Origin of the sequence: Nostoc paludosum FACHB-159, from assembly GCF_014698835.1 — a bacterium.
In the GTDB taxonomy this organism is placed as follows: domain Bacteria; phylum Cyanobacteriota; class Cyanobacteriia; order Cyanobacteriales; family Nostocaceae; genus Nostoc; species Nostoc paludosum.
Genome location: NZ_JACJTU010000004.1, coordinates 275376 through 299394, shown reverse-complemented (window position 1 = coordinate 299394; position 24019 = coordinate 275376). Strand labels below are relative to the sequence as shown.

Sequence of the window (24019 nt, the reverse complement as noted above, 5' to 3'; positions counted from 1 at the left end):
TATTAACTGACCTTTTCGAGGATGTTTTAAAAGTATTTTTTTTCAAAAAAGTTTCTTGAAATCTAATTTTTAGGATTGCGATCGCTAACAACTAAAGCGCAAAATTCAAAGCCTTTCTCCTTCTAAGAGAGAATTTAAAAGTAGATTTCAGGACTGCCGGACATCCTTTAAGATGAAAATTGATAAGTATTGTCCAAATAAATTTTCACAAAGTAATAGTGGATGTAACTCAACTAGTCAAAATTTCAATTATTCTCTTGCTGCTGGCTACAGGTGTAGCTTTGCTATCTCGGCAGTTACGAATTCCTTATGTCACTGGTTTAGTATTGGCAGGTTTACCAATCACTGAATTGTTGTCTCGTCCCCTGGGTTTAAATCCAACCCTTGTTTTAAATCTTTTCTTACCAATTCTCATCTTTGAAGCTGGTATTAATACAGATGTCAGCCGCCTACGCAGTACCTTTAAACCAATTGCCCTGTTAGCTGGGCCTGGGGCTGTGCTTTCCAGTGGTATTATTGCCGTTCTCTTGAAATTTGGGCTGGGACTAAGTTGGATACCTGCCTTATTTGTCGGGGTAATTTTGGCAAACACTGATACAGTTTCCATGATTGCCGTGTTTAAGGAAATACCAGTACCTTCTCGCCTTTCCACCATTGTGGAAGGAGAAACTTTATTTAATGATGCCGCTGCTCTAGTTTCTTTTAACCTAATATCGCAGGTATATTCTACAGGTTCACTCACCTTACTAGAGGGAATTCAACAACTGTTATTTATTTCTCTAGGAGGCTGTGTCGTCGGGTTAGTCTTGGGCTACTTAAGCATACCTGTGTTCGCCCGTTTAGACGATCCCCTCAGCAGCCTTTTGCTAACAGTTGCAGTTGCCTTAGGAACTTTTCAGGTAGGGCAATCTTTGGGTGTATCCGGTGCCGTGGCTGTAGTTGTAGCTGGATTAATTTTTGGAAATTTAGGACTTTCTCGCAATACTTCTGCTTCTAGTCGCATCACATTGTTGAGTTTCTGGGAATATGCCAGTTTTACCGTTAACACCTTTATTTTTCTATTAATTGGTGTAGAAATAGACCTGGGAATACTTTGGAGAACTTTACCCGCAATTATATTTGCAGTTTTAGCTTATCAAGTCGGGCGACTGCTTACAGTCTATCCCTTGCTATTCGGAATTCGTTGGTTTGACCGCCCAATTCCCCTGCGCTGGCAACACTTACTGTTTTTAGGCAATATTAAAGGTTCGCTTTCAATGGCTTTGGCTTTGAGCTTACCTACCACGCTACCGGGGCGAGAAATCCTCATTGCTTTAGTTTTTGGCAGTGTGTTGGTGTCATTAGTGGGGCAAGGTTTGAGTTTGCCTTGGGTAGTAAAACGCTTAGAATTATCTCAAGTTTCACAAGTTCAGCAACAGATTGAAGAATTGCAAGCCGAGTTGATGACGAGTAAATCTGCACAAGACGAATTAGATAGCCTGTTGAAATCAGGAGTATTGCCAAAAGCCGTCTATGAAGAAATGCGCTCAGCTTATCAGGTGCGAATTGCCAAAGCCGAAAAAGCAGTGCGAGAACTTTATAATCGCCGCCCTGAAGAGTTAGGAGGCAAAAATGGCGATCTCAGTAAACTCGATGCCATCCGCCGCCGTTTACTTTTGGCAGAAAAAGGAGCGCTCAATGAGGCATTACGCAAGCGAATTCTTTCAGAAGAAATTGTGCAAGGGCGGGTACGAATTATTGATGAACAATTATTAAAACTTGAGGATGATTAATTAGTTGTTGGGCATGGGGCATTGGGCATTGGGCATGAGTCTTTGATACTCGTGAACCAATACAGTTCAGTTAAGACTGTAGCCTAATGCATCCTACTTAGGGTCTGCTGAATAACTTTAAAACTCTTTACTCTTGAGATAACCCAGAAAGCCCTCATGTAGAGACGCGATTTATGGCGTCTAAAAAACTGGCGCGTTAAGAAGACGCGATAAATCGCCGTCTCTACAGAGAATGTACTCGTCAATTATTCCTTGAAAGACTACTATTTTCGACTTATGTGTACACCGTAGCCCTGTAAAGAAGTTTATTTTCTGCTATTTTGAGAGCGATCGCTTATCATTATTTTGGCTTTTAATAACTCTACCACTACTAGTAAAAGAAATTCCTTGCTGAAAATCAGTACCAATCATCACTGCTTCTACTATCGGTTCAGATATTTCTTTTTGCGCTACCCACTCAACAATAAAGTTGGCTCCTAAACCTCCACTAGTGTCATTTCTATTAATAAAAAAATCTGTGGAAGCTAGAGCATCAAGTTGAATTGGGCGCTCTAAATATTGCTTAACTAATTTACCCTCTGAGTTATAGTAACGCACAGAAGTCACGACCATCGAATTATTCAAATCTGTATTCCGAATACTCAGGGTAACTGCTAACTCAAAAATCTCCTGTCGATTGTGATGATAAATATGAGAATACACAGGGACATAGATAGTTTGACCCATTGCAATCTGGAAATTTTTATCCAGAGTCACTGTCTTTTGAGATGTGCTTGTTTGAGTAGTGTTGGTTTTGGATTCTGGCGGAATTTCTGTTGATTGACAAGACGCAAGAAAAATAACAGCGATCGCTAGATAAACATGGGGATACAGCTTCATCAAAACTATTGACACCTATTAAGTAGAAGGCAACAAATTTTTCTCCAATGATTAGACTTTAGCGCGAAGTCCTAGAAGTGACGGATCTTTGTAAATTAGCTAGAGCGCGATTGTAATCTAAGATAGCTGTAACTCGATTTCCCTCCGCTCTTGTGAGGTCGTTTTCCGCAGCAATGACTTCTGTTTGAGTTCCGACACCAGCTTGGAATCTCAACCTGGCTAAATCCAAAGCCTGGGTAGCTTGATTTAAAGCCACGCTAGAAGTCTGGACATTATTTAAATTGGATTGTAATTGAGAATAGTACTGTTCTACATCAAAGCGGATTTGGTCGCGTTCCCTTGCAAATTGAGTCTCTGCGATCGCTACATTACTTTTCGATTGAGCCGCACGCGCTTTTGCTGCTCCGCCATCAAATAAATTTAAACTTGCTTGCAGTCCCACTGAATAGCTATCAGTAGAACTAGCACCATCATTAAAGCGATCGCGCAAACTGTAACTACCAGCTAAACTAAGTTGCGGCCCCAGTTGTGAAAGTGCTTGTCGTCGCTGCTGCTCGTAAATATTACGTTGCGCTAATTGCTGTTGCAATTCTGGACGATTTTGAAAAGCTTGGATAATAGTTTCTTCCAGTGTTGGCTGCCAAAGCCCTGCTATTTGTACAGGATCTGAGGCAGTGATATTAACTGATTGGGCTAAACTTAACACCGTTGCAAGTTGGCGACGGGCAATTTGCTGTTGGGAAATAGCATTAGTCAGTTCTTGTTGAAAATTTGCTAAATTTACCTGAGCTTGCAGGACATCAAACCCCGTACCGACTCCAGCGTTTTCTCTAGCTTGAGTATCCCGCAAACTCGCCTCGGCATTATTCACAGCAGACTGATTAATTCGTACTTGTTCATCTGCCTGTTGCAAATCATAATATTCAGTCGTAACATTCAGTTGAATTTCCAGAGACGTACTTTCAACATCTAATTCATCTAGCCGTAATTGTTCCTCAGCTGCTCGGATAGTAGCTTGGCGATTACCAGAGGTATACAAATCATAATTCAGTTGTGCTGAACCATTAAAAGAAGTACTAGCTTGAGATGAATTGCTCCTAAAACCATTACCACTGTTAGTTAAATTTCCGTTGATTCCAAGAGTAGGAAATAAGGCTGCTTGAGATTCCCGCAGAGCTGAACGACTGCGTTCTAATTCTAAAATGGCTATTTGTAAATCTCGATTATTACGTCGAGCTAATTCCAAAGCTTGTGTCAAACTGATTGGCACAGTTTGTTGAACCTTAACTTCCTCCGGCTTAGTAGGAAATTGCAGGGGATTGGGATTAGGATTGAGGTATTCAGGAACCTGTGAATAACTTGAAGAATTTTGGCTTTTTGGAGGAGTCGTTGCACTTGCGAAAGTTGGAAAAAAAATAGCGAACGCCAAAAGAACCCAGGTAGAATTTACACACCAAAAAATCAAATTCACATTCATAATTCGTAATTCGTAATTCGTAATTCGTAATTAGATTGGGTGCTAGTGAATGAAACAATGGAGAATAATTGATGCCCAATGCCCAATGCCCAATGCCTTAACCCACAATCAAACCATCTTGAACTCGGATAATTCTTTTAGTTTGAGCAGCGATATCTGGTTCATGAGTGACAATTACAATTGTGATGCCTTGCTGATTAAGTTCTGTTAATAAATTCATCACTTCATAAGAAGTCTCAGTATCTAAAGCGCCTGTTGGTTCGTCTGCCAAAACTAATGCAGGTCGATTAACTAAAGCACGAGCAATAGCTACCCGTTGTTGTTGTCCACCAGAGAGTTGACTAGGACGGTTAGAAATACGTCCGCCTAGCCCTACTTTTTCCAAAGCTTCTAATGCCCTTTCGCGGCGTTTTGGTTTGGGTAAGTTCGCATAAACCATTGGCAACATGACATTTTCTAATGCTGTCGCCCGCGCTAATAAATTAAATTGTTGGAAAACAAAACCTATCCTTTGATTGCGAATATAAGCTAATTCATCATCATCAAAAGTTGTGAGGTTTCTGCCTTCAAAAATATAATCTCCAGTTGTGGGTCGATCCAGACATCCCAAAATATTCATGAGCGTGGATTTACCCGAACCTGACGCACCCATAATGGAAACGTATTCACCTTCTTGAATAGAGAGTTCAATACCTTTAAGTATGGGAACATTGATTTCTCCCAAATGGTAGGTCTTAGTAATGGATTCCATCCAAATCATGGTTGGCATATTGATTTTTGATTAATAAATAGTTAGTTGTGGTTGTTAGTTAAAAACATTGTATAAATTACAAATAATTCAATATAAATTTTTAGCTTATTTGTAAATATTTTGCATTTTTATTATGTAAAAAACTTAGTAGATAGGATGTGTTTACTATAATTGGATACCATAACATTCGTCAGGCTGACAAATTAAATATAGTCTTAACTCTTACAAACTATCCCATAATCACCATCTAAACAAAATTGGTAATTGCGAACCAAAATCTTGCGATTTACCTTCTTTGGCATTATCAAACTCTATTTCTAGCTGGTAAAAATCGCCTTGGGAAAATTGCACTAATCCAAGGTCAATTAAAGTTCTAACTTCAGCAGAAAACTTTTGAGTACTCGGTAAGGTGACTTGTAGTGCTGTAATTTCTTTGAATCCAATTTTATTAACTAAAGGAAGTTGCCGTTCTAACGCATAATCTGTAGGTTTTTTAGTTGTAGGTGAAATGAAAATCAATGGTTCTGATAAATTGTCACTATTAGTTGCGATGGGAATAGAAGCTTGTGGTGGCAAATATTTTGCATAATAATCCCAAGTAGGAAATGGAATTTCTCGTGAATCTGATGCTGTTGACCGGAATGAAATACCAAAAGGGCAAGCCTCGGTTTCTTGCCAACGGCAACGTTCCCACAAACCTGTAGGACGAACAAGAGCAGATTGAGCCTCATTAATATTAAATAGCCAAAGTAGCTCAAGATAAGCATTCTCAAAGAAGAAGCAAACGTTAGCACTTCCTTGGCCTTGATGAATTCTACGATTACCTTCTGTGAGTCCAAAAGCAGTGAGCAAATCTGCGGGTGGTGCTTCTGGTTCAACACATACAAAGATATGGTCTAGTTCGAGTTGCATATATTCACCTGTTTTTAGAGAAACTGTTAATTTTGAAATTTTCAAGTTTGAATTATTTAGTCACTACGTAAAGCAGTAATTGGATCTAATTTTGAAGCGTTGCGTGCCGGAACAACTCCAGCAATTAAGCCAACGGTTATCGAAAGCCCAAATCCAGCAATAATTGATAATAAAGAAATTACGAATGGAAACTTAAAAATATTTGCAGCTGCATAAGCGATCGCGATACCACCTACCATACCAATGCATCCGCCAACAATGGAAATGACGATCGCTTCAGCTAAAAATTGATTGAGAATTGCTGAATTAGTGGCACCTACGGCTTTCCGAATACCGATTTCCCGCGTGCGTTCGACTACGGAAACTAACATGATGTTGGCAATGCCAATGCCTCCAACTACTAAAGAAATTCCGGCGATCGCCACTACCATAACTGTAAATAAACCCACAACATTAGTGAAGGTACTAACAATATCAGCTTGGTTAGTAAGTCTAAAATCATCAGCTTGGGGCGGATAAATATTATGCCGCAGACGTAATAAATTAGTCACTTGAAACTGAGCCGCTTCTAAATCTTCTTGATTAGCAGATTTGACTAAAATTCCGGTTACAGAAACCCCGACCAAAGCATTATTCCCAACTAGTCTTGCCGACATACTAGTTAGAGGAATGAAAATTTGGTCATCTCGATCCATCGGCCCTTGAGAACCTTTAGGTTCCATCACCCCAATGACTTCGTAAGCTTCTCCCTGAATCCGAATTCTCTGGCCTATAACATTGCCACTCTGTCCAAAGAGTGTGCGTTGGACTGTAGGGCCAAGAACGGCAACTTGGACGGCGCTATTTAGTTCTTGTTCAGTAAAATATCTTCCCTGTTGGGGGTGGGTATTTCTGACTTCTGGATAGTTTAAATCTGTACCATAAATTGTTGTTGAAGTGTTCTGTCCTGCATAAACAACTTGGGCAGTCCGCTGGAGGTAGGCAGAAACAAGTTGAACTGATGGCGCTTGTGTGGCGATCGCTTTTGCATCTTCCCACGTCAAGGTGCTGCTAGAACCTATTCCTTGTCGCACATTCCCACTTCTGGCTGCACCAGCCAAGATTTGCAGCACATCTGTACCTAATGCTTGGATCTGTTGTTCGACTCCCTTTTGCACTCCTTGACCAACAGAAGTAATCGCAATCACTGAGGAAATGCCAATAACCACGCCCAACATAGTTAATCCAGTGCGTAATTTATTACTCCACAGTGTTTCTACCGCCATTGACAATATTTCTGACAGCGGCACTGTACGGCTATTCTTAGCTTTGTAAAAACCCTTAAATATCTTAAACATAAGGTTGTATTTCAAACTAACTTTAAGGAGAACCGCCGCCCGAACGACCTCCTCTTCCACCGCCACCGCCGCCACCACCGCCACCACCACCACCACCGAGGCCTGGAAAAACTCCTCCTCGTGGCGTTGATTGGGGACGCGCTCCTGGTGGGAAACTCAGCAGCACCCTTTCATTTCCTGTCAATCCAGACTTAACTTCAGTAAAGTTATTAGCAGTCACGCCCGTCTCAATGGGAGTAAACACAGGTCTGCCATTGTTACCTGGAACAAACACACCTGTACCATTTTCTTGACGCACCACCGAGGCTGTTGGCACCACCAAGACATTTTTCACTTCACCCACTTGAAAATCTGCTTCTACATTCATCCCAGACCGGAGTATCCTTTGAGGGTCTGAAAGTGATACTCTGACTTCAAAACTGGTAACATTTTGTTCCACTACAGATTGGGCTGCGATTTGTCTGACTTTACCTTCAAAGATTTTTCCTGGGTAGGCATCCGCCTGAATAGTAACTTTCTGACCAATGCTAATTTTAGAAATATTGGTTTCAGCTAAATTGGCGACAACTTCATTGGTGGAAGCCAGAGCCAAAATTGAAGAAGAAGTAGCAGAAGATATCTCACTACTGGCAGTTGTAGGAGTTACGAAAGCGCCTGGGTCAGCATATTTTTTCGTCACCACGCCATCAAAAGGAGCGCGAATGATTGTGTCATTGATTTCGGCTTGGATGTTTTGCAGCGAACCACGAGCAGATGTTACCTGAGCGCGGGCTGCGTCAATATCTTCTTGGCGGGTTCCGGCTTTGAGGAGTGCCAAAGCTTGTTGCCTTTGGTTGACCACAGCGCGTGCTTGTTCGATGTCTTCTTTTCGCGACCCAGCTTTTTGCAAACCCAGTGCTTGCTGTGCTTCATTGACAGCAGCTTGGGCACTATCGCGATCGGCACGGCTTTGATTTAGACTTTGAAGCGAAATAGCCCGTGCATTGTAGAGTTCTTGATTGCGACGAAAATCATCTTCAGCTTTACTCAAACTTGCTTGAGCGCTTTGTAAACGTGCCTGTGCCTGGGCAATATCTTGAGAGCGATTGCCTGCTTGTACCTTTTGCAGATTCGCTACAGCTTCGTCGAGTTGTGCCTGTGCTTGTGCAATATCTTGGGGACGATTGCCTGCCTGTGCTTTTTGCAGATTCGCTTGGGCTTGTGCCAATTGTCCTTGAGCAGAAGTGAGCTGCCCCCGCAGGTTGGAATCATCCATGTAAGCTAAAATCTGCCCTTGTCTGACGAGATCTCCTTCCTTCACCAGTAGTGTTTTGAGTACGCCTGAATTTTTGGGGCTGAGGTTGATTGACCGTTCAGGCTTCACCTCTCCGTTTGCTGAAACTTTGATTATTAAATTCTGTCTTTGTACAGGCCTTGTTAAGACGCGGCGTCTGGCTTCTTGACGGGGAACGACGGTTACTTGGTAATAAACTGCATAGCCAATACCACCGAACAGGGCAAAGACGAGTAGCCAAGAGAGCCAATTTTTGTTACCTTTTTTTTTCTTGACCTCTGGAACCAAAACTGGCGAATCTACAGAGTCTTGTGTATTAAATTGCATATTGATTTAAGTCTAGAAGGAACGGCTACCGAGCTGTTCTTCACGGCTAAAACTATAGCCTGGTAGCTCCATACTGACAATTATTTTAAGTTTTTAGTGTTTAAAGGTTAATTTGCAGTACCAGTCCATTGGGAAGTCTGAAATAACCATCACGCACTCTAACTAATCTTCCAGCAGGAACAATTTCCTCACTGGGAAGCAGAATATCGCCGTTGGGTAGTCTAAAGTAACCTCGATCGCGTAGTCTAACTATGCTCCTAGCAGGAATAATTTGTCCATTAGGATATCTAATATCACCATTACCAAGTCTGACTACTCTGGTATAAGGTTGGTTGTCACGGTTCCAATTTTCCCAGTTTGAGCGATTTCTAACTTCTCTAGGATTGGGTCTACCATCGCGGTTCCAATTATCCCAGTTTGAGCGATTTCTAACTTCTCTGGGATTGGGTCTGCCGTCACGGTTCCAACTGTCCTGGTTTGGAATAGTTCTGACTTCTATGGAATTGGGTCTACCATCGCGGTTCCAATCTCGATCGCTCTCACCAATCACGTAAACTTCAGTTTGAGCATTTGCAGGCGCACTCAAGAAAGTAGGAAAAGCGATTGTTGCCGCCGCTAGGACTATAAATGCACAGTTTTGTTTCAACATAATTAATATTGACTCCTTTGTGCTTCGATTTTGATTCGACGATTTTTAGAAAGTTGCTTTGTTTTGGTTGGTATTACAGCAGAATTGAGAAGTTAAACAGGCTTGATGGCTGACTAACAAAGCCAAGCTGCATAATTCATCGAGTTGAAATCCGCTGTAAAATGTATAGTTTTACCTCTCCGTATAAATTCATACATAATAATTATCGATCAAAACGTCCAAACTGATGTAGGACTAAAGTCACAAGTAATTCCACCCTGGTGTATGACCAAAGTCATCAGTTTTTCTAATGGTGAATGGGGTATGGGGAGATGAGGGGGATGGGGGAGTGTGGGGAGTGTGGGGGGAGAGGGGGGAAAGATTTCTTCACCATCCTCCCACACCTCCCACACCTCCCACACCTCCCACACCTCCCACACCTCCCACACCTCCCACACCTCCCACACCTCCCACACCTCCCACACCTCCCACACCTCCCACACCTCCCACACCTCCCACACCTCCCACACCTCCCACACCTCCCACACCTCCCACACTTCCTCGAAAGCTCAATACCCAATACAAGATTTTACTGCCGCCAATAGCGGAGATCGTTTAAGCTAGCTGAAAGATTCTTTGATTAGTGGCTTAGAGGCGGTAGTGTGCCTAAACATTTTTATTTGATTTTTCTTCTGGTTGTCTGTAGTTTGTGGAGTGTTCCAAAAGCCGCTAACGGGCAGGCATTAATACCCCATACACTGCAACTAGATGCAGCAAAGTTAGAAAAGCAGGGGTTGACTCTGGCGCAGGAAGCGGCTCAACTAGCCCAGTTTCAACAGGTTGAGTTAGCTTTGCCACGAGCGCGGCTGGCTGCTCAACTGGCTCCCAATAATGATAAAGTATGGTTGCTCTTGGGTGGATTGCAGTTACAGACTAAAGAGTTTGACGGAGCGATCGCCACCTTAAAAAAAGCTCAATCTCTCAATCCCAAAAATGCTGATATTGTGTTCGCTATAGGCTCGGCTAATTTTCAACAGCAAAAGTACCAAGAGGCTGTTGTCAATTACCAAGACGGTTTGAAGTTAAAACCTAATGACCCAGAAGGATTGTTTAATTTGGGTAATGCTTACTATCTCTTGGGTCGGTTACCAGATGCCATCACTCAGTACAATCAAGCTGTCACCCAAGATAAAAAATTCTGGCCGGCGATCAACAATATAGGTTTAATCAACTACGAACAAGGTGATACCTCCGGAGCGATTAAACAATGGCAATCGGCTGTGAAGATTGATAAACAAGCCGCAGAACCTTTACTGGCTTTGGCAGTGGCACTCTATACCAAAGGCGATCAACAACAAGGACTCAGCCTGGGAGAAGCCGCACTCCGCATCGATCCGCGCTATGGTAGTTTAAATTTTCTCAAAGAAAATCTCTGGGGCGATCGCTTACTATCTGATACGAAAAAATTCCTAGAATTACCTCGTATTCAAGCAGCTCTACAGCAAGGGGGAAGCTCATCAGTCCCTGAAGAAAGGCCTACGCAGTAGCATCGAGGACTGGGGACTGGGGACTGGGGACTGGGAACTGGGGACTAAGGACTGGAGACTAGGGACTGGGGACTAGGGACTGGGGACTGGGAACTGGGGACTAGGGACTGGGGACTGGGAAATAAGATTAAAAATACTATTTTCCAATCCCAATGCCCAATGCCCCATGCCCCATGCCCCATGCCCCATGCCCCATGCCCAATGCCCCATGCCCAATGCCCCATACCCCATGCCCCATGCCCCATGCCCAAGTTATATTACCTACTTGCCGAACAGTACTTCCTTATAGTACATATATACTTAATTAAAGATAGGAACTAGTCGGTCAAAAACATTATTGGGCGAGTATTCTGGAAATCAGTCCTTGTCTGTGGGTAGAAGCGTGATGATTTGGTCAACAAACTGTTGATGGTCAACAACTGGTTTAGAAATGTAGCCATCAGCACCGCTTTGCTTGAGAAAGTTCTCGCGATCGCCTTCCATAGCGTGCGCTGTCACCAGAATCACGGGTAAGTTTGCCGTTCTTGGGTCTGATTTCAACATTTGTGTAATCTTGATGCCATCAACTGACTTGCCTTGATAAACACTTCTTGAGAGAGAAACGTCCATCAAAATCAAGTCTGCTTCTCCTGATTGGGCAATTTTTATTACTTCTTCTACATTTTCAGTGTGTTTTACACCCAAGCCGCCGCGCTTGGACAAAATCTTGGAAAAAACACGAGCATTAATCAGATCGTCTTCGACAATTAAAACGGTTTTCATGAGAATTTTAGTTATGGAGGTGAGGGGATTTAAAAATCGGTGTTGGGCAGTTTTGAGTGCTAAACATACCCTTTGGGATATTGCTAAATCTAGCAGCAACCAAAGAAGAAGTTCAGAACTCAGCCAGCTACAAAATTTTGGCAAAATTCAAAATTCCTGGGGGAAATTTGAACCAACTTATTGTATGAGTATCCTGGCTTGTTTGCCTTTGGCGTTCCCAAAGAATTTAACTGGCGTGTGTTTGACTTTGGGGTTGCCACAGCCATCACCCAAACTTGTTCAGACTTTGCCCAAAATTTCAAATTAAGAAATGCAATCATGGTAAATATCCTGGCTACTAAATGTATGTAGATTATATTCGTCTGCCTTCTTTTTAATAGTCAATCAAGAGGCTGGTCATCAAGGATGATACTACTGCTTTTTCTTATGTGACTATCAAGATTTTGTCAGGAATCCCATTTCATCCGTTATGCTGTGGTAGCTGGAGTATTGAGTTTCATCGGTTTTTGTGTAGTTAAATTTCAGGGAAAAAACTCATGGCAAAACAGTTAAACCTTCTCTCAACGGGACAGGTAATTACAACAGCCCTGCACACCGAGATGCAACGGTCTTACTTAGAATATGCCATGAGCGTGATTGTCGGGCGAGCGCTACCAGACGTGCGTGATGGCTTAAAACCAGTGCATCGCCGCATTCTTTACGCAATGCACGAACTCGGTTTGATACCAGATAGACCTTACCGTAAATGTGCCCGTGTAGTGGGTGATGTTCTGGGTAAATACCACCCCCACGGGGATCAAGCGGTTTACGATGCTTTAGTGAGGCTGGTGCAGGAATTTTCTAGCCGCTATCCTTTACTGGCAGGACACGGTAACTTTGGCAGCGTTGATAATGACCCTCCGGCGGCGATGCGCTACACTGAAACGCGCCTTGCACCCATCAGCCATGAGGGAATGCTGGCGGAAATTGGCGAAGAAACGGTGGAATTTGTCGGTAACTTCGATAATTCCCAGCAAGAACCAACGGTGTTACCTGCTCAGTTGCCATTTCTATTGCTCAATGGCTGTTCTGGTATTGCTGTGGGGATGGCGACAAATATTCCGCCGCACAATTTGGGGGAAATAGTTGATGGGTTGATTGCTTTAATCGACACCCCAGATTTGTCAGATCAAAAGTTATTCGAGCTAATTCCAGGGCCGGATTTTCCCACTGGTGGGGAAATAGTTGGTGAAGTGGGAATTCGGGAGGCTTACACCACAGGTAAAGGTGGAATTGTGCTGCGGGGACTGGCGACGTTGGAGGAAATTCCAGCCACCAGGGGAAGCAAACGACGAACAGCAATTATTGTCACAGAATTGCCGTATCAAGTAAATAAAGCTGGCTGGATTGAGAAGGTTGCGGACTTAGTAAATCAAGGCCGCTTGCAGGGAATTTCCGATCTGCGGGATGAAAGCGATCGCGAAGGTATGCGCGTTGTCATCGAACTCAAACGCGACACAAATCCCCAAGAAATTCTGCAACATTTATATCACCAAACTGCTTTACAAAGTAACTTTGGGGCAATTCTGTTGGCAATAGTCGATGGACAACCTCGCCAATTGAGTTTGCGGCAACTTTTACAAGAGTTTTTGAGTTTCCGAGAACAAACTCTCAACCGTCGCTACAGTTATGAGTTGGAGAAAGCCCAAAGTCGATCGCATTTGGTGGAAGGTTTGCTCAAAGCTTTGTCTAATTTGGATGCAGTAATTGAAATTTTGCGCCAAGCTGCTGATGGTAGTACTGCGAAAATCAACCTTTGCAACCGACTCGATTTGAGTGAGGTACAAGCAGATGCAATTTTAGCTATGCCGTTACGCCGCCTTACCAGTTTAGAGCAGCAAAACTTACAGCGCGAATTTGAAGAACTCAGCCAGCAAATTGATTTATTACAAAGATTACTCAACGATCGCCACGAATTACTCAAGGCGCTGAAAAAAGATTTGCGATCGCTCAAACGCAAATACAACGATGCCCGACGCACAAAAATAATAGAGGAACAAAAGGGCACACTAGCCCAAGAACAAAAGGGCAGAGGAGCAGAGGGGCAAAGAAGCAAAGGGGCAGAGGAAGATGAAGAAACCCTCAAACCTTCTGAACCCGCGCAGGAAGCAGTTTTAGAGTTTACTCAACGCGGTTATGTACGTCGTATTAACACATCTGGGAAAAAGTCGAAAGTTGAAAATGGTCTGCACGAAAATGATTTTATTATCCAAAGCGTATTGACCGATACAGACAAAGATTTGCTAATACTAACGAGTGGCGGAAAAGTCTACCCTGTGAAGGTGGGAGAAATTCCCCAAACCACTGGACGTTCTCCACGGGGAACGCCACTGATTACCATGCTCAGCAATACTGCTCAAGGCGCTCAAGAAGATGTGGTTAGCCGCTTTTTACTACCAGAAAATTTTGAAACTAGCCAAATGGTTCTGCTAACAAAACAGGGACGAATTAAGCGTTTGTCTTTGGAAGAATTCACTAACTTGACTCGTCGCGGAATTACAATTCTCAAGCTCAAAGACGACGATCGATTGTCATTTACTCAGTTCATAATTCCAGGGGAGCATCTGATTTTAGCTAGTTCTGGTGGGCGAGTATTGCGATTTGCGGTTAATGACGAACAACTACCAATTATGGGTCGCACAGCGATGGGTTTACAAGCATTTCGACTATTGAGAAATCAGCAAATGGTTGGTTGTGTCAATGTCAGCAAAGATGACCAGCTATTGCTAGTGACTCAAGAAGGATATGCTAAGCGGATGATTGCCAGTCAATTAAGAGCAGCTAATCGTGGGGATTTAGGCACGCAGGCGCTGAAATTTACCAGCAAAACTGATAATTTGGCTGGTATGGTAAAGGCGATGCCTTCGGCGGGCTACGCCAACGCTTCTGGTGAAGTAGCCCTAGTGACAAACAAAGACCGGGTATTGCGGATACCTGTGGAAACAGTACCTATTTTAAGCAGAGATGTCAAAGGTGAAAGCATCATCCAACTCAACCGGGATGAAAAAATTATCACGGTTGCTGAAGTCCGCTCATAGTAAAAACGATGTTAAACCTCCGGCGAGCCAATTTAGGGGATTTAGAGGCGCTAGTTCGACTACGCCTTGAACTCCTGCGTGAGGCTGGCGATATTCAAGATAATACCGAAACAGCAGCGATCCGAGCAGCTACTAAAAACTATTTGGCAAATAAAATGCCGCAAGGTGAGTTTTTGGTTTGGGTTGCTGAGGTGGAAAATCAAATTGTGGCTACTAGCGGCTTGGTACTTTTTACACGGCCTCCCTATGACGGCAATTTGTCGGGCTTAGAAGCTTATATTATGAACGTTTATACAATTCCACAATGGCGAAGCCAGGGAATTGCTACAGCACTTTTAAAGGAAACTATTAGCTTTGTCAAAGAGACTGAGGCAAAACGCATCTGGCTCCACACTACCAAGGATGGCAAAAGTCTTTACGAAAAGCTTGGCTTTATCTCAACTACAAAAGAAATGGAAATTGTTTGGCACTAAGTAAAAATCAAGCAACATCAACAGTGAGCGCGAAGACAGATTGAGTAGCAAGCATTTTCCTTACCACTTCTTTGTCGATGCCCAAAATTTCTAAGCAGCTTAACTCGTCTATGACGTTCAACATACTATGTTCTGTTACACGAAAACCTTGTTCGTAAACAAACTGCCGTGCTAGATCGAGTGTGCCAAAATTATTATTTACTAAAGATCTGCCTGTGAGGTTAGTACCTGTTTGTAATAGCTTTTGTAAATCTGAGTCATCTTGTTGCGATCGCACTAAACTACCTGTATCAATGAAATCAGGAGTAATCCAAACACCACCATAAGAGTGAAGCATATCCCGAATATTGGCACACACAAGTTGTTTTTCTGCCAAAGTTAGATGTGTCAGCAATCCTTCACACAAAATCATCACTGGTTGTCCGGCTTTGAGTAAAGGAGTACTCTTGGAAAACTCGCTAGGACGGCTAGTAGCATCAATTTCTAGAAAATGCAGGTTAGGACGTTCCCCGACTAGTTGCTGAATTAGTTGCTGTTTGCAACGAATCATCTGTGGCAAGTCACTTTCAATAAAAGTAATATTCGGATTGCTAGACATCACAAGTCCACGCGATAACAAACCAGATGCTAGTTCTAGAACTTGTGTTATTTGATATTCAGCTATAACCTTATTCATAGCTTTATAACGAGCTTCCACACGTGCGGTAAGCAAAACGCTTTTGTCTTGATTTTGTGGTTGAGGTAGCTTTACCAACCCTTGCCTTTCTATTAATTGTGCCAACTCCTTAGCATAAGAAATATCTGTGAACTGTCTAGCTAGACTAACCATAAAACCAGTAAGGACAATTTTCTCAAAGTCATTAGTTTGCTGTTTGTTCATAAGTTTTTTGATCTACTAACAAACAGTCTAAGCATTAATTTATTAAATAGAAATTGCTTTAAATTATAAATTAGTTTTATTTGTAATAACTCTAACTTAACTATCTTGATGACAAAGCTAAATTAATACTTTTAGTAAGTGGGTAGATCGCAACCACTGTTAATTATTTAAGTCTTCAACTACAAGATTGCTAAACAACGGACTTTTAACCTATGAACCGTACCCTAGATTTCTAAATTAATGCTAATAAATACTAATTAATTCATAGTTAATACATATTATTTGGAATTTAAATTCTTGTTTTTCAAAGATTATAGCCATCCATAACTGCTTAGATGTTAAAATAATTGATAAAAAATCTCAATAATTTACTCTGCTCTACAAAAGTCTTAAATAGTTGTATCGAAAGATAGATGTTTTAATACTTGTTGATTTACTACCACATCCAATGTCAAGACATTGCAACAAAAATATAATAATCGTTGTTTTTATTAAAATATTTGTTATATTAGTTTACGTAAGGCAATAAAAGTTAAAAATAGAATTTGGAGTGATAACCATGACAAATGCAACAACAAAAGTCACTACTCCTGTAGTTGAAGATCGTAATGCTTGGCGTTGGGGCTTTACTCCACAAGCAGAAATTTGGAACGGCCGCCTAGCAATGATTGGCTTTTTAGCGGCAGTATTAGTTGAACTTTTTTCTGGCCAAGGTTTCTTGCACTTCTGGGGTATCCTCTAATACCATTTTGAATTTTAGATTTTGAATTGAGAATTTCTTTTCCAGAAAGGGTTCTGCAAATTCATTTTTCAAATTTCAAATTGGTATAAGTTTTAATATCTGAAATGACCCATAAATAAAAAAACCTGGAGTGATTACCCACTACCAGGTTTTTATTTGTTTTTTATTAGCCATTTGTGAGTTTATTCACTAATGACTATTGATAAATGACTCTTGATTACCGAATATATTCCTTGAGAACGCTGTTGCGATTTGGATGACGTAACTTGCGGAGTGCCTTCGCTTCAATTTGACGAATGCGTTCGCGAGTGACGTTGAAAATCTGCCCAATTTCTTCAAGTGTCTTCATCCGACCATCATCCAAGCCGTAGCGTAGTCTGAGAACATCGCGTTCGCGAGGGCTAAGACTATCGAGGACTTTTTCTAGGTCTTCGCGCAGCAGATTTTTGGAAACTTGATCTTCTGGTGTTTCACCATCGGATTCAATAAAATCGCCCAAGCGAGAGTCTTCTTCTTTGCCAATGGGCGTTTCTAATGAAATAGGTAATTGGGCTGATTTAGCAATAAACCGCAACTTCTCAATGGTCATTTCCATACGAGTGGCGATTTCTTCTTCCGTGGGTTTGCGACCCATTTCTTGAGATAATAATTTGGTAGTTTTCTTAATTCGAGAAATGGTTTCGTAAAGATGGACAGGAAGACGAATTGTGCGGGATTGATCGGCGATCGCGCGGGTAATTGCTTGACGAATCCACCATGTAGCGTAGGTAGAAAACTTATAACCCTTTTCGTGGTCAAACTTTTCAGCGGCGCGAATCAAACCAAGACTGCCTTCTTGAATTAAGTCTTGGAATGACAAACCACGATTCATGTATTTCTTAGCAATTGAAACTACAAGACGCAAGTTAGATTGCACCATCTTGTCTTTCGCCCTGCGTCCAACATGCAGGCGATAACGAAAAGCTGGTAGTGGCAGTTGCACGGCTTCTGCCCATTCACTATCGCGAGGATCGCGATCTAACTGTTCTGAAAGTCTTTCCCGTACCCTTTCTAATTCGAGCAAATCAGCAATTTTACGGGCCAATTCAATTTCTTCATCTGCCCGCAATAGACGAATTCTACCAATCTCTTGCAAGTAAAGCCGAATCGAATCTTCTGTATAGTGCTTTTTCTTGCTTTGTGTCCGACGACGCGATTTAGCGGCTTTTCCAGACTTTGCGTCGTCCTCATCAGACTGAGGCTCTAAAAACTCATCTTCACCTTCATCTACGATCAGCAAGTCCTCTTCATCATCAATTAAGAGTTCTTCTAACTCGAGCTCAGGCTGATTCATTATTTCTAGGTCAGGCTGATATATGCTTTCGAGTACGTTGTTAGCCTGGTTCATGCCGCGTTCCTCATGCTCCTTGCAGAATCAATTACTCAAGATGTGTTTAATGCTCTTTAAAACGAGCTTGTTGACAACCGAAAATAAACTTTTTGGCAGATTTACCAAAAATATTTTCGGCACTTTTGCACCTCTGTTGGAGGGCTTTTTACTTTAGTTTAAGTCACTACTAAAAGGTGACTTGCTCAATGAAAGTAAATGTCATATGTGTTGCTATCACACATATTTTTTAAGGACTGGTCTTAAAAAAAGACTCACCTTTACCAAAAACTTGCCAACTTGATACAAACAAATTCAGACTTTTGGCAGATTTTCGTAGTAAAGACTCTTCCGATTGTAGCCTGTTTCACAGAAATTGCACTCTATTTTGTGTATCGATCATGAATTTATTAAACAAGTGTTAGCCACTTTTACCAAAAAGACATTAAACACGGGAATTACACCCTTAAATATTTTCTAGACTTCTCGGAATTGCAGTGGTTCTTTGATTACGTTTAAAAGTTAAGTACACTTTGTTTGGCTCGATTTCATGTATTTTACACAACATTAATTACTGAGAAAGAGTGCATTGTTATGTTAACTCAGGTGAAAAGCCTTAACCTACCTATTTTACATTTCCTTCATAAATTATCAGTCCTTGGATCAAAGTGGGTTTTCCTATGAATAAATACAACAACAGCCGTGGTACTTGCCTAAAATAAGTTAACCTTTTGCGTAATCATTACCTTAACTGAGGAGTTGAGGTTGTCGCAGAATCGACCTGATAGCAGATCGCTTTAGGTTTAACTAATTTGGTCTTATTCACACGTTAGCGCACTGTGGCGATTTCAGCCCTATGAAACTTGACAAACTCTTCTTATTGTATACAACGATATTTTAATCAATTCAAAAATGATTTGCCCTGAAAAATCGTTGATATTAGTTTACCTAAGGCAGAAGTACATTGAATACATGCGATGCAATAGCTATTTCCAGGGTAGTACATGAAGATATTAACAAGTTTTCAGTCAGATGGTGTTTGCTCCCACTAGGCATTGTATTGAGCAAAGAAAAATCAAAGATTTGCCTGATAACTTGGTTAAGAAGCTTTTTTACGTAAAGTATTTGTTATTTTAAATACTTCTCATCCAGTAAATTCTGATGGTTTTGTCATCTGATTATGAGAAATCCTCAAGATACTTATTAACTGTTGTTTGATAGATGATATTTAGTTATGTTATTCAAGCATAACAAATGTGTTTCTCACTGGTGGGCGCAATTAAGTCAGCGAGTTGGGACACAAGGTATTCATTGACTGGCTTCCAACAATGTTGGTATTTTATTGGTACTTTAACATTGGTTTTTTTAAATCTTTACAATAAATAAAATTATATGATGAGTTGCTAACTGAAAAATTGAGTTTTTCTTGTAGTATATGTATTAATGAATTATAATTCTTGCGGGCTTGAATTTATAAGTTCCCAAAACCTTAGGAAAAAGGAGTTTTTATTTTTCTCCTTGTCCTAAAAAAGGTCAAGTCAGGTTTGAGAAATCATAGATGTATTAACTTTTTCCAACTACCGTGGTGTTGGCGTGGCATTTAAACTTGCGGGAAAATTGGGTGGAACAATTACCCGGTCAACTATGTGAACGATGCCATTGCTAGCTGGGATATCGGGCTGAGTCACTTTAGCGTTGTTGACGGTTATAGTTTTAGTACTAGGATCGACTGTAATTTTTACGGGAGTGCCTTCCATAGTTTTTACTTGTCCGGATTTTAACTCTTGGGAGGTAATTCGACCGGGTATAACGTGGTAAGCCAAAAGCCTGACTAATTGTTGCTTGTTAGCAGGTTGTAAAAGTTTATCTAAAGTAGCTTTTGGTAAAGCAGAGAAAGCTGCGTCAGTAGGTGCAAAAACTGTGTAAGGGCCTGGTGTAGTCAATTGTTCATTTATGCCGGCGGCTCCCACTGCTTTTATGAGAGTTTGAAACTGTCCCTGAGCTACTGCTGATTTTGCCAGCTCTGCTAAATTTTGGCTGGGAGCGGGAGTTTGTGTGATGGGAGAAGGAGTTGTTATGGGGGTTTGAGTAACCGGAGGGATAGTTGCTGTGGGAGTTTCAGTGACAGGCTCAGCGCAAGCAGACAGAGCAACCAAACTACTTATGCCAACAATATTAAAAAATATTTTTCCTACTATGTCTTTAGTCACTTTCATAACTTTGTTTAAAATCCAGTTGAATAGGTAATTATTGACAATAATTAATGAATTGATGAATATAGTCACTTATCTAACGGTATAGTTTGTAGTCAGAAAAAATATTAAAACAAAACATTGACCAATTTTTTAGTTTGCCATCAGTCAAAAGACTTAAGTTTTTCGATTTTTAATTATGTAGCAGTACAGTTATAGTAAATTTTAAGGATACTGAGCAATTGCTTCTCTAGGTAAGGATTGTCCTTTTATCTGAATTGTATTCTTCGATAACCCTGTTGCCTGTTGTCTTTTGCCTGGGTTAAATTTTAAGATTTACCTTTGGATAAAGATGGAAATAATAGCAGTAATCAAAAAATAATGGGTAATAGATTTTCTATCCATTACCCATTACCAGGGTCACAAATTATTAGAGTGATGAGAAAAAATTGAATTAAATATCTAGATCCGTGAAGTTGAGTTTAGAACCATAGGTTTCAATGAATTCTCTTCGAGGTGCGACACGATCGCCCATTAAAATAGTAAAAATGCGATCGGCTTCGGCGGCGTCTTCAATTTCGACTTGCTTCATTTTGCGAGTTTCTGGGTTCATTGTGGTGTCCCAGAGTTGTTGTGGCATCATTTCACCCAAACCTTTGAAGCGTTGGATGGTGTAGTTGGCGTTGGCTGGAAATTTGGCGATAACTTGGTCTTTGTCGCGATCGCTGTAGCAATATTCATGATTGCGCCCGCGTTCTACCTTAAACAGTGGCGGACAAGCAATATAAATAAAGCCTTGTTCAATGAGCGATCGCTGATAGCGATAGAAGAAAGTTAACAACAAAGTCCGGATGTGCGCTCCATCTACGTCAGCGTCAGTCATAATCACGATGCGGTGATAGCGCAGTTGGGTGGAATCGAATTCTTCGCCTTTGACACCTAAACCGAGTGCTGTAATTAACGCTTGAACTTCGTTATTTTTATAAATTTTGGCGTCGTCGGTTTTTTCAATGTTGAGAATTTTACCACGTAGAGGCAAGATCGCTTGAGTGCGGCGATCGCGCCCTTGCTTGGCACTTCCAGCGGCTGAGTCCCCTTCTACGATGAAAATTTCTGATTCGCTGGGATCGCGAGAACTACAATCTGCCAATTTACCAGGTAATGGTGAAGATTCCAGTACCGATTTGCGTCTGACTAATTCCCGTGCATGACGCGCGGCTTCTGCGGCTTTGAAAGCTTGGATGGCTTTATCTAAAATCGCATCAGCGATACTGGGGTGAAATTCTAGATATTCGGTGAGCACTTCTCCTACCAAAGAATCGACAATTCCCCTGACTTCGGTGTTACCGAGTTTGGTTTTGGTTTGTCCTTCAAATTCTGGATCGGGGACTTTTACAGAAATTACCGCCGTTAAACCTTCGCGGACGTGTTCGCCACTCAGGTTGGGTTCATTTTCTTTAATTTTATTTCGCTTGCGGGCGATCGCATTTAACGTGCGAGTCAGAACTGCTTTCAACCCTTCTAAGTGCGTACCACCATCAACCGTGCGAATATTGTTAGCAAAGCCTAACACATTATCCGTATAAGCATCAGTACACCACTGTAAAGAAACTTCCACTTGAACGTTGTTCCGTTCGCCCTGGACATAGATAATCTCTTCATGTAGTGGTTGCTTTTCACGGTTCATGTAAGAGATATACTCTTTAATACCACCCTTGTATTCGTAGGATTCTACCTTGGGTGTATCGCTTTTGAGTAATTCTAGGCGGTGGTCAGTAAAGGTAATTTTGACACCAGCGTTCAGATACGCTAATTCCCGTAAGCGACCTGATAAAGTAATGTAATCAAACTCAATGCTAGTGGTAAAAATTTGGGTATCTGGCTTGAAGGTGACAGAAGTTCCAGTTCTAGCTTCTTTATAAGGCTTGACTTGCAAATCGGTAACTGGTGTGCCCCGTTCATAGCGTTGGGTATGAACCTTTTTATCTCGCCAAACTGTAACTTCTACAATCTCAGATAAGGCATTAACTACAGAAATACCAACTCCATGTAATCCTCCAGAAACTTTATAGCCACCGCCGCCAAACTTACCCCCGGCGTGCAGTACCGTCATCACGGTTTCCAAAGCTGATTTTCCCGTTCGTGAGTGAGTATCTGTGGGAATACCGCGACCATCATCTGTTACAGTTACAGAACCATCAGCATTGATATCCACCTCTATATGGGTGCAGTAACCCGCCAAAGCCTCATCAATTGAATTGTCCACCACCTCGTAAACTAAATGGTGGAGTCCTCGCGGCCCTGTAGTACCGATGTACATTCCTGGTCGTTTGCGGACGGCTTCCAGACCTTCCAGAACTTGAATCTGATCGGCACTGTAACTGCTCGTCATGTAAATTCTCCTGATGCGTGGGGTTTAACTCGCCGAAAGGCAAATAAAAGTAAAAACACTCCAAAATTGTAACACAAAAGCCTTGCTGGCGTCTGTAGGGCATTTTCAAGAGAAGTTTATACAGGGGTTGCAGTCCCGTGTAAGAGGGCGGAGGGGCGGAGGGGCAGGGGAGTGTGGGGAGTGTGGGGAGTGTGGGGGGAAAGATTTCTTCCCCATCCTCCCACACCTCCAACACTTCTCAATGCCCTATGCCCAATAACCAATGACTAATGACTAATGACTAATGACAAAATTAATTGTAATTTGTGGGACGACGGCAACAGGTAAGTCGGGGTTGGCTTTGGCTTTGGCAATGCGGTTGGGTTCTGTAATTCTCAGTGCTGACTCTCGCCAGGTTTATCGGGAGTTTGATATTGGTACGGCAAAGCCAAGTATGGCCGAACAAAAATTAGTGCCGCACTATTTAATAGATATCTGCGACCCGACAGACACGATGACAGTAGCAGACTACCAACAAAAAGCGCAAGCCTTAATCAATTCTCTTCCATCTGTGTCACCTATCTTCATGGTTGGTGGTACTGGTTTATACATACGTTCTATTGTCCAAGGGCTGAAAATTCCTCGTGTGGCACCGCAGAATGAATTGCGATCGCAACTGGAATCTCTGGGACAAAATCAACTCTATGCAATGTTACAACAAGTCGATCCCGTTGCTGCACAAAAAATTCATGCTAATGATTCAGTGCGAACTTTACGAGCATTAGAAGTATATTATATTACTGGATATCCAATTTCAGAACAGCAAGGGGAGAATCCGCCAAATTATCCGATTTTGCAAATTGGGTTGGATTGCGATATTGAAAAATTAGGCGCTCGTATTCAACAGCGTACTGAACAAATGATAGCAAATGGTTTGGTAGCTGAAGTGGAGTATCTTTGTCAAAAATATGGCGCTGATTTGTCTTTGTTGAATACTTTAGGCTATCAAGAAATCAAACAATATTTAGCTGGGGATATTTCCTTAAATGAATCGAAAGAATTAACAGTTTTGCATACAAGACAATTTGCCAAGCGACAACGCACATGGTTTAAAGCATATCCACAAATTGAGTGGTTTGATGCAGACGCTTCTGATTTATTAGAGAAGGTTTGGCAGCGAATACATGAGTTTATAAATTGTACAAAGTTGTGAGATTTTTTTTGTTTATGTAAAGCTGCAAAGACGCAAAGTT

Annotated in this window: 22 protein-coding genes; 6 read left to right on the top strand and 16 right to left on the bottom strand. The window is 41.7% G+C overall.

The window, feature by feature from the left end:
• Positions 1-218 precede the first annotated feature (218 nt).
• The gene (locus H6H03_RS06500) at positions 219-1772 is read left to right on the top strand and encodes a cation:proton antiporter (RefSeq protein ID WP_190954303.1); all 1554 of its coding nucleotides are present in this window, start codon (positions 219-221) and stop codon (positions 1770-1772) included.
• A 315-nt stretch (positions 1773-2087) separates the two neighbouring features.
• Here H6H03_RS06500 and H6H03_RS06495 read toward each other — a convergent pair whose 3' ends face one another.
• The 9 genes from H6H03_RS06495 to H6H03_RS06460 all read right to left on the bottom strand — a co-directional run bounded on the left by H6H03_RS06495 (position 2088) and on the right by H6H03_RS06460 (position 9941).
• Complete coding sequence (locus H6H03_RS06495) at positions 2088-2651, bottom strand: DUF3124 domain-containing protein (RefSeq protein ID WP_190954302.1); 564 nt, start codon at positions 2649-2651, stop codon at positions 2088-2090.
• A 58-nt stretch (positions 2652-2709) separates the two neighbouring features.
• The gene (locus tag H6H03_RS06490) at positions 2710-4128 is read right to left on the bottom strand and encodes a TolC family protein (protein WP_190954301.1); all 1419 of its coding nucleotides are present in this window, start codon (positions 4126-4128) and stop codon (positions 2710-2712) included.
• Positions 4129-4225: 97 nt separating this feature from the next.
• Complete coding sequence (locus H6H03_RS06485) at positions 4226-4897, bottom strand: ABC transporter ATP-binding protein (RefSeq protein ID WP_277926200.1); 672 nt, start codon at positions 4895-4897, stop codon at positions 4226-4228.
• Positions 4898-5119: 222 nt separating this feature from the next.
• Positions 5120-5791, bottom strand: coding sequence for a VOC family protein (locus H6H03_RS06480; RefSeq protein ID WP_190954300.1), 672 nt, complete (start codon positions 5789-5791; stop codon positions 5120-5122).
• A gap of 56 nt (positions 5792-5847) precedes the next feature.
• On the bottom strand, positions 5848-7128 hold the full coding sequence (locus tag H6H03_RS06475; RefSeq protein ID WP_199338842.1) for an ABC transporter permease: 1281 nt from the start codon (positions 7126-7128) through the stop codon (positions 5848-5850).
• A 22-nt stretch (positions 7129-7150) separates the two neighbouring features.
• Positions 7151-8728 (bottom strand): efflux RND transporter periplasmic adaptor subunit, encoded by a 1578-nt coding sequence (locus tag H6H03_RS06470; protein WP_190954299.1) that lies wholly within the window; start codon positions 8726-8728, stop codon positions 7151-7153.
• A 100-nt stretch (positions 8729-8828) separates the two neighbouring features.
• Entirely contained in the window at positions 8829-9377 is a 549-nt protein-coding gene (locus H6H03_RS06465; protein WP_190954298.1) for a hypothetical protein, read from the bottom strand.
• Between the two features lie 209 nt (positions 9378-9586).
• Positions 9587-9787: a hypothetical protein gene (locus tag H6H03_RS40145; RefSeq protein WP_242065737.1), complete on the bottom strand. Its 201-nt coding sequence runs from the start codon at positions 9785-9787 to the stop codon at positions 9587-9589.
• A complete protein-coding gene (locus tag H6H03_RS06460; RefSeq protein WP_242065736.1) occupies positions 9744-9941 on the bottom strand; it encodes a hypothetical protein in 198 nt (65 codons plus the stop codon). The genes H6H03_RS40145 and H6H03_RS06460 overlap by 44 nt, the downstream gene beginning before the upstream one ends.
• Before the next feature lie 77 nt (positions 9942-10018).
• Between H6H03_RS06460 and H6H03_RS06455 the strand changes: the two genes are divergently transcribed.
• Complete coding sequence (locus tag H6H03_RS06455) at positions 10019-10903, top strand: tetratricopeptide repeat protein (RefSeq protein ID WP_190954296.1); 885 nt, start codon at positions 10019-10021, stop codon at positions 10901-10903.
• Positions 10904-10947: 44 nt separating this feature from the next.
• Here H6H03_RS06455 and H6H03_RS06450 read toward each other — a convergent pair whose 3' ends face one another.
• Both H6H03_RS06450 and H6H03_RS06445 read right to left on the bottom strand, forming a co-directional pair.
• Positions 10948-11148, bottom strand: a complete 201-nt coding sequence (locus tag H6H03_RS06450; RefSeq protein WP_190954355.1) for a hypothetical protein — start codon at positions 11146-11148, stop codon at positions 10948-10950.
• Positions 11149-11260: 112 nt separating this feature from the next.
• Entirely contained in the window at positions 11261-11665 is a 405-nt protein-coding gene (locus H6H03_RS06445; RefSeq protein ID WP_190954349.1) for a response regulator, read from the bottom strand.
• A 536-nt stretch (positions 11666-12201) separates the two neighbouring features.
• Between H6H03_RS06445 and gyrA the strand changes: the two genes are divergently transcribed.
• Entirely contained in the window at positions 12202-14742 is a 2541-nt protein-coding gene (gene gyrA, locus H6H03_RS06440; protein ID WP_190954295.1) for a DNA gyrase subunit A, read from the top strand.
• 8 nt (positions 14743-14750) lie between these two features.
• Positions 14751-15215, top strand: coding sequence for a GNAT family N-acetyltransferase (locus H6H03_RS06435; protein WP_190954294.1), 465 nt, complete (start codon positions 14751-14753; stop codon positions 15213-15215).
• 7 nt (positions 15216-15222) lie between these two features.
• Here H6H03_RS06435 and H6H03_RS06430 read toward each other — a convergent pair whose 3' ends face one another.
• A complete protein-coding gene (locus tag H6H03_RS06430) occupies positions 15223-16095 on the bottom strand; it encodes a class I SAM-dependent methyltransferase (RefSeq protein WP_190954293.1) in 873 nt (290 codons plus the stop codon).
• 559 nt (positions 16096-16654) lie between these two features.
• Here H6H03_RS06430 and H6H03_RS06425 point away from each other — a divergent pair.
• A complete protein-coding gene (locus tag H6H03_RS06425) occupies positions 16655-16837 on the top strand; it encodes a chlorophyll a/b-binding protein (protein ID WP_190954292.1) in 183 nt (60 codons plus the stop codon).
• A 217-nt stretch (positions 16838-17054) separates the two neighbouring features.
• Here the strand turns inward: H6H03_RS06425 and rpoD are convergent, their stop codons facing one another.
• The 4 genes from rpoD to H6H03_RS41170 form a co-directional block, all read right to left on the bottom strand.
• Positions 17055-18224, bottom strand: coding sequence for an RNA polymerase sigma factor RpoD (gene rpoD / locus H6H03_RS06420; protein ID WP_190954291.1), 1170 nt, complete (start codon positions 18222-18224; stop codon positions 17055-17057).
• 1556 nt (positions 18225-19780) lie between these two features.
• Positions 19781-20419, bottom strand: a complete 639-nt coding sequence (locus tag H6H03_RS06415; protein WP_190954290.1) for a fasciclin domain-containing protein — start codon at positions 20417-20419, stop codon at positions 19781-19783.
• A gap of 430 nt (positions 20420-20849) precedes the next feature.
• Positions 20850-22787: a DNA topoisomerase (ATP-hydrolyzing) subunit B gene (gene gyrB, locus H6H03_RS06410; RefSeq protein WP_190954289.1), complete on the bottom strand. Its 1938-nt coding sequence runs from the start codon at positions 22785-22787 to the stop codon at positions 20850-20852.
• 116 nt (positions 22788-22903) lie between these two features.
• Positions 22904-23029 carry a hypothetical protein gene (locus H6H03_RS41170; protein ID WP_277926199.1) on the bottom strand — a complete coding sequence of 42 codons (126 nt, stop codon included), beginning with the start codon at positions 23027-23029 and terminating at the stop codon, positions 22904-22906.
• Positions 23030-23070: 41 nt separating this feature from the next.
• On the opposite strand from H6H03_RS41170, the gene miaA reads away from it, so the two are divergent.
• Complete coding sequence (miaA, locus tag H6H03_RS06405; RefSeq protein WP_190954288.1) at positions 23071-23979, top strand: tRNA (adenosine(37)-N6)-dimethylallyltransferase MiaA; 909 nt, start codon at positions 23071-23073, stop codon at positions 23977-23979.
• Positions 23980-24019: the final 40 nt, after the last annotated feature.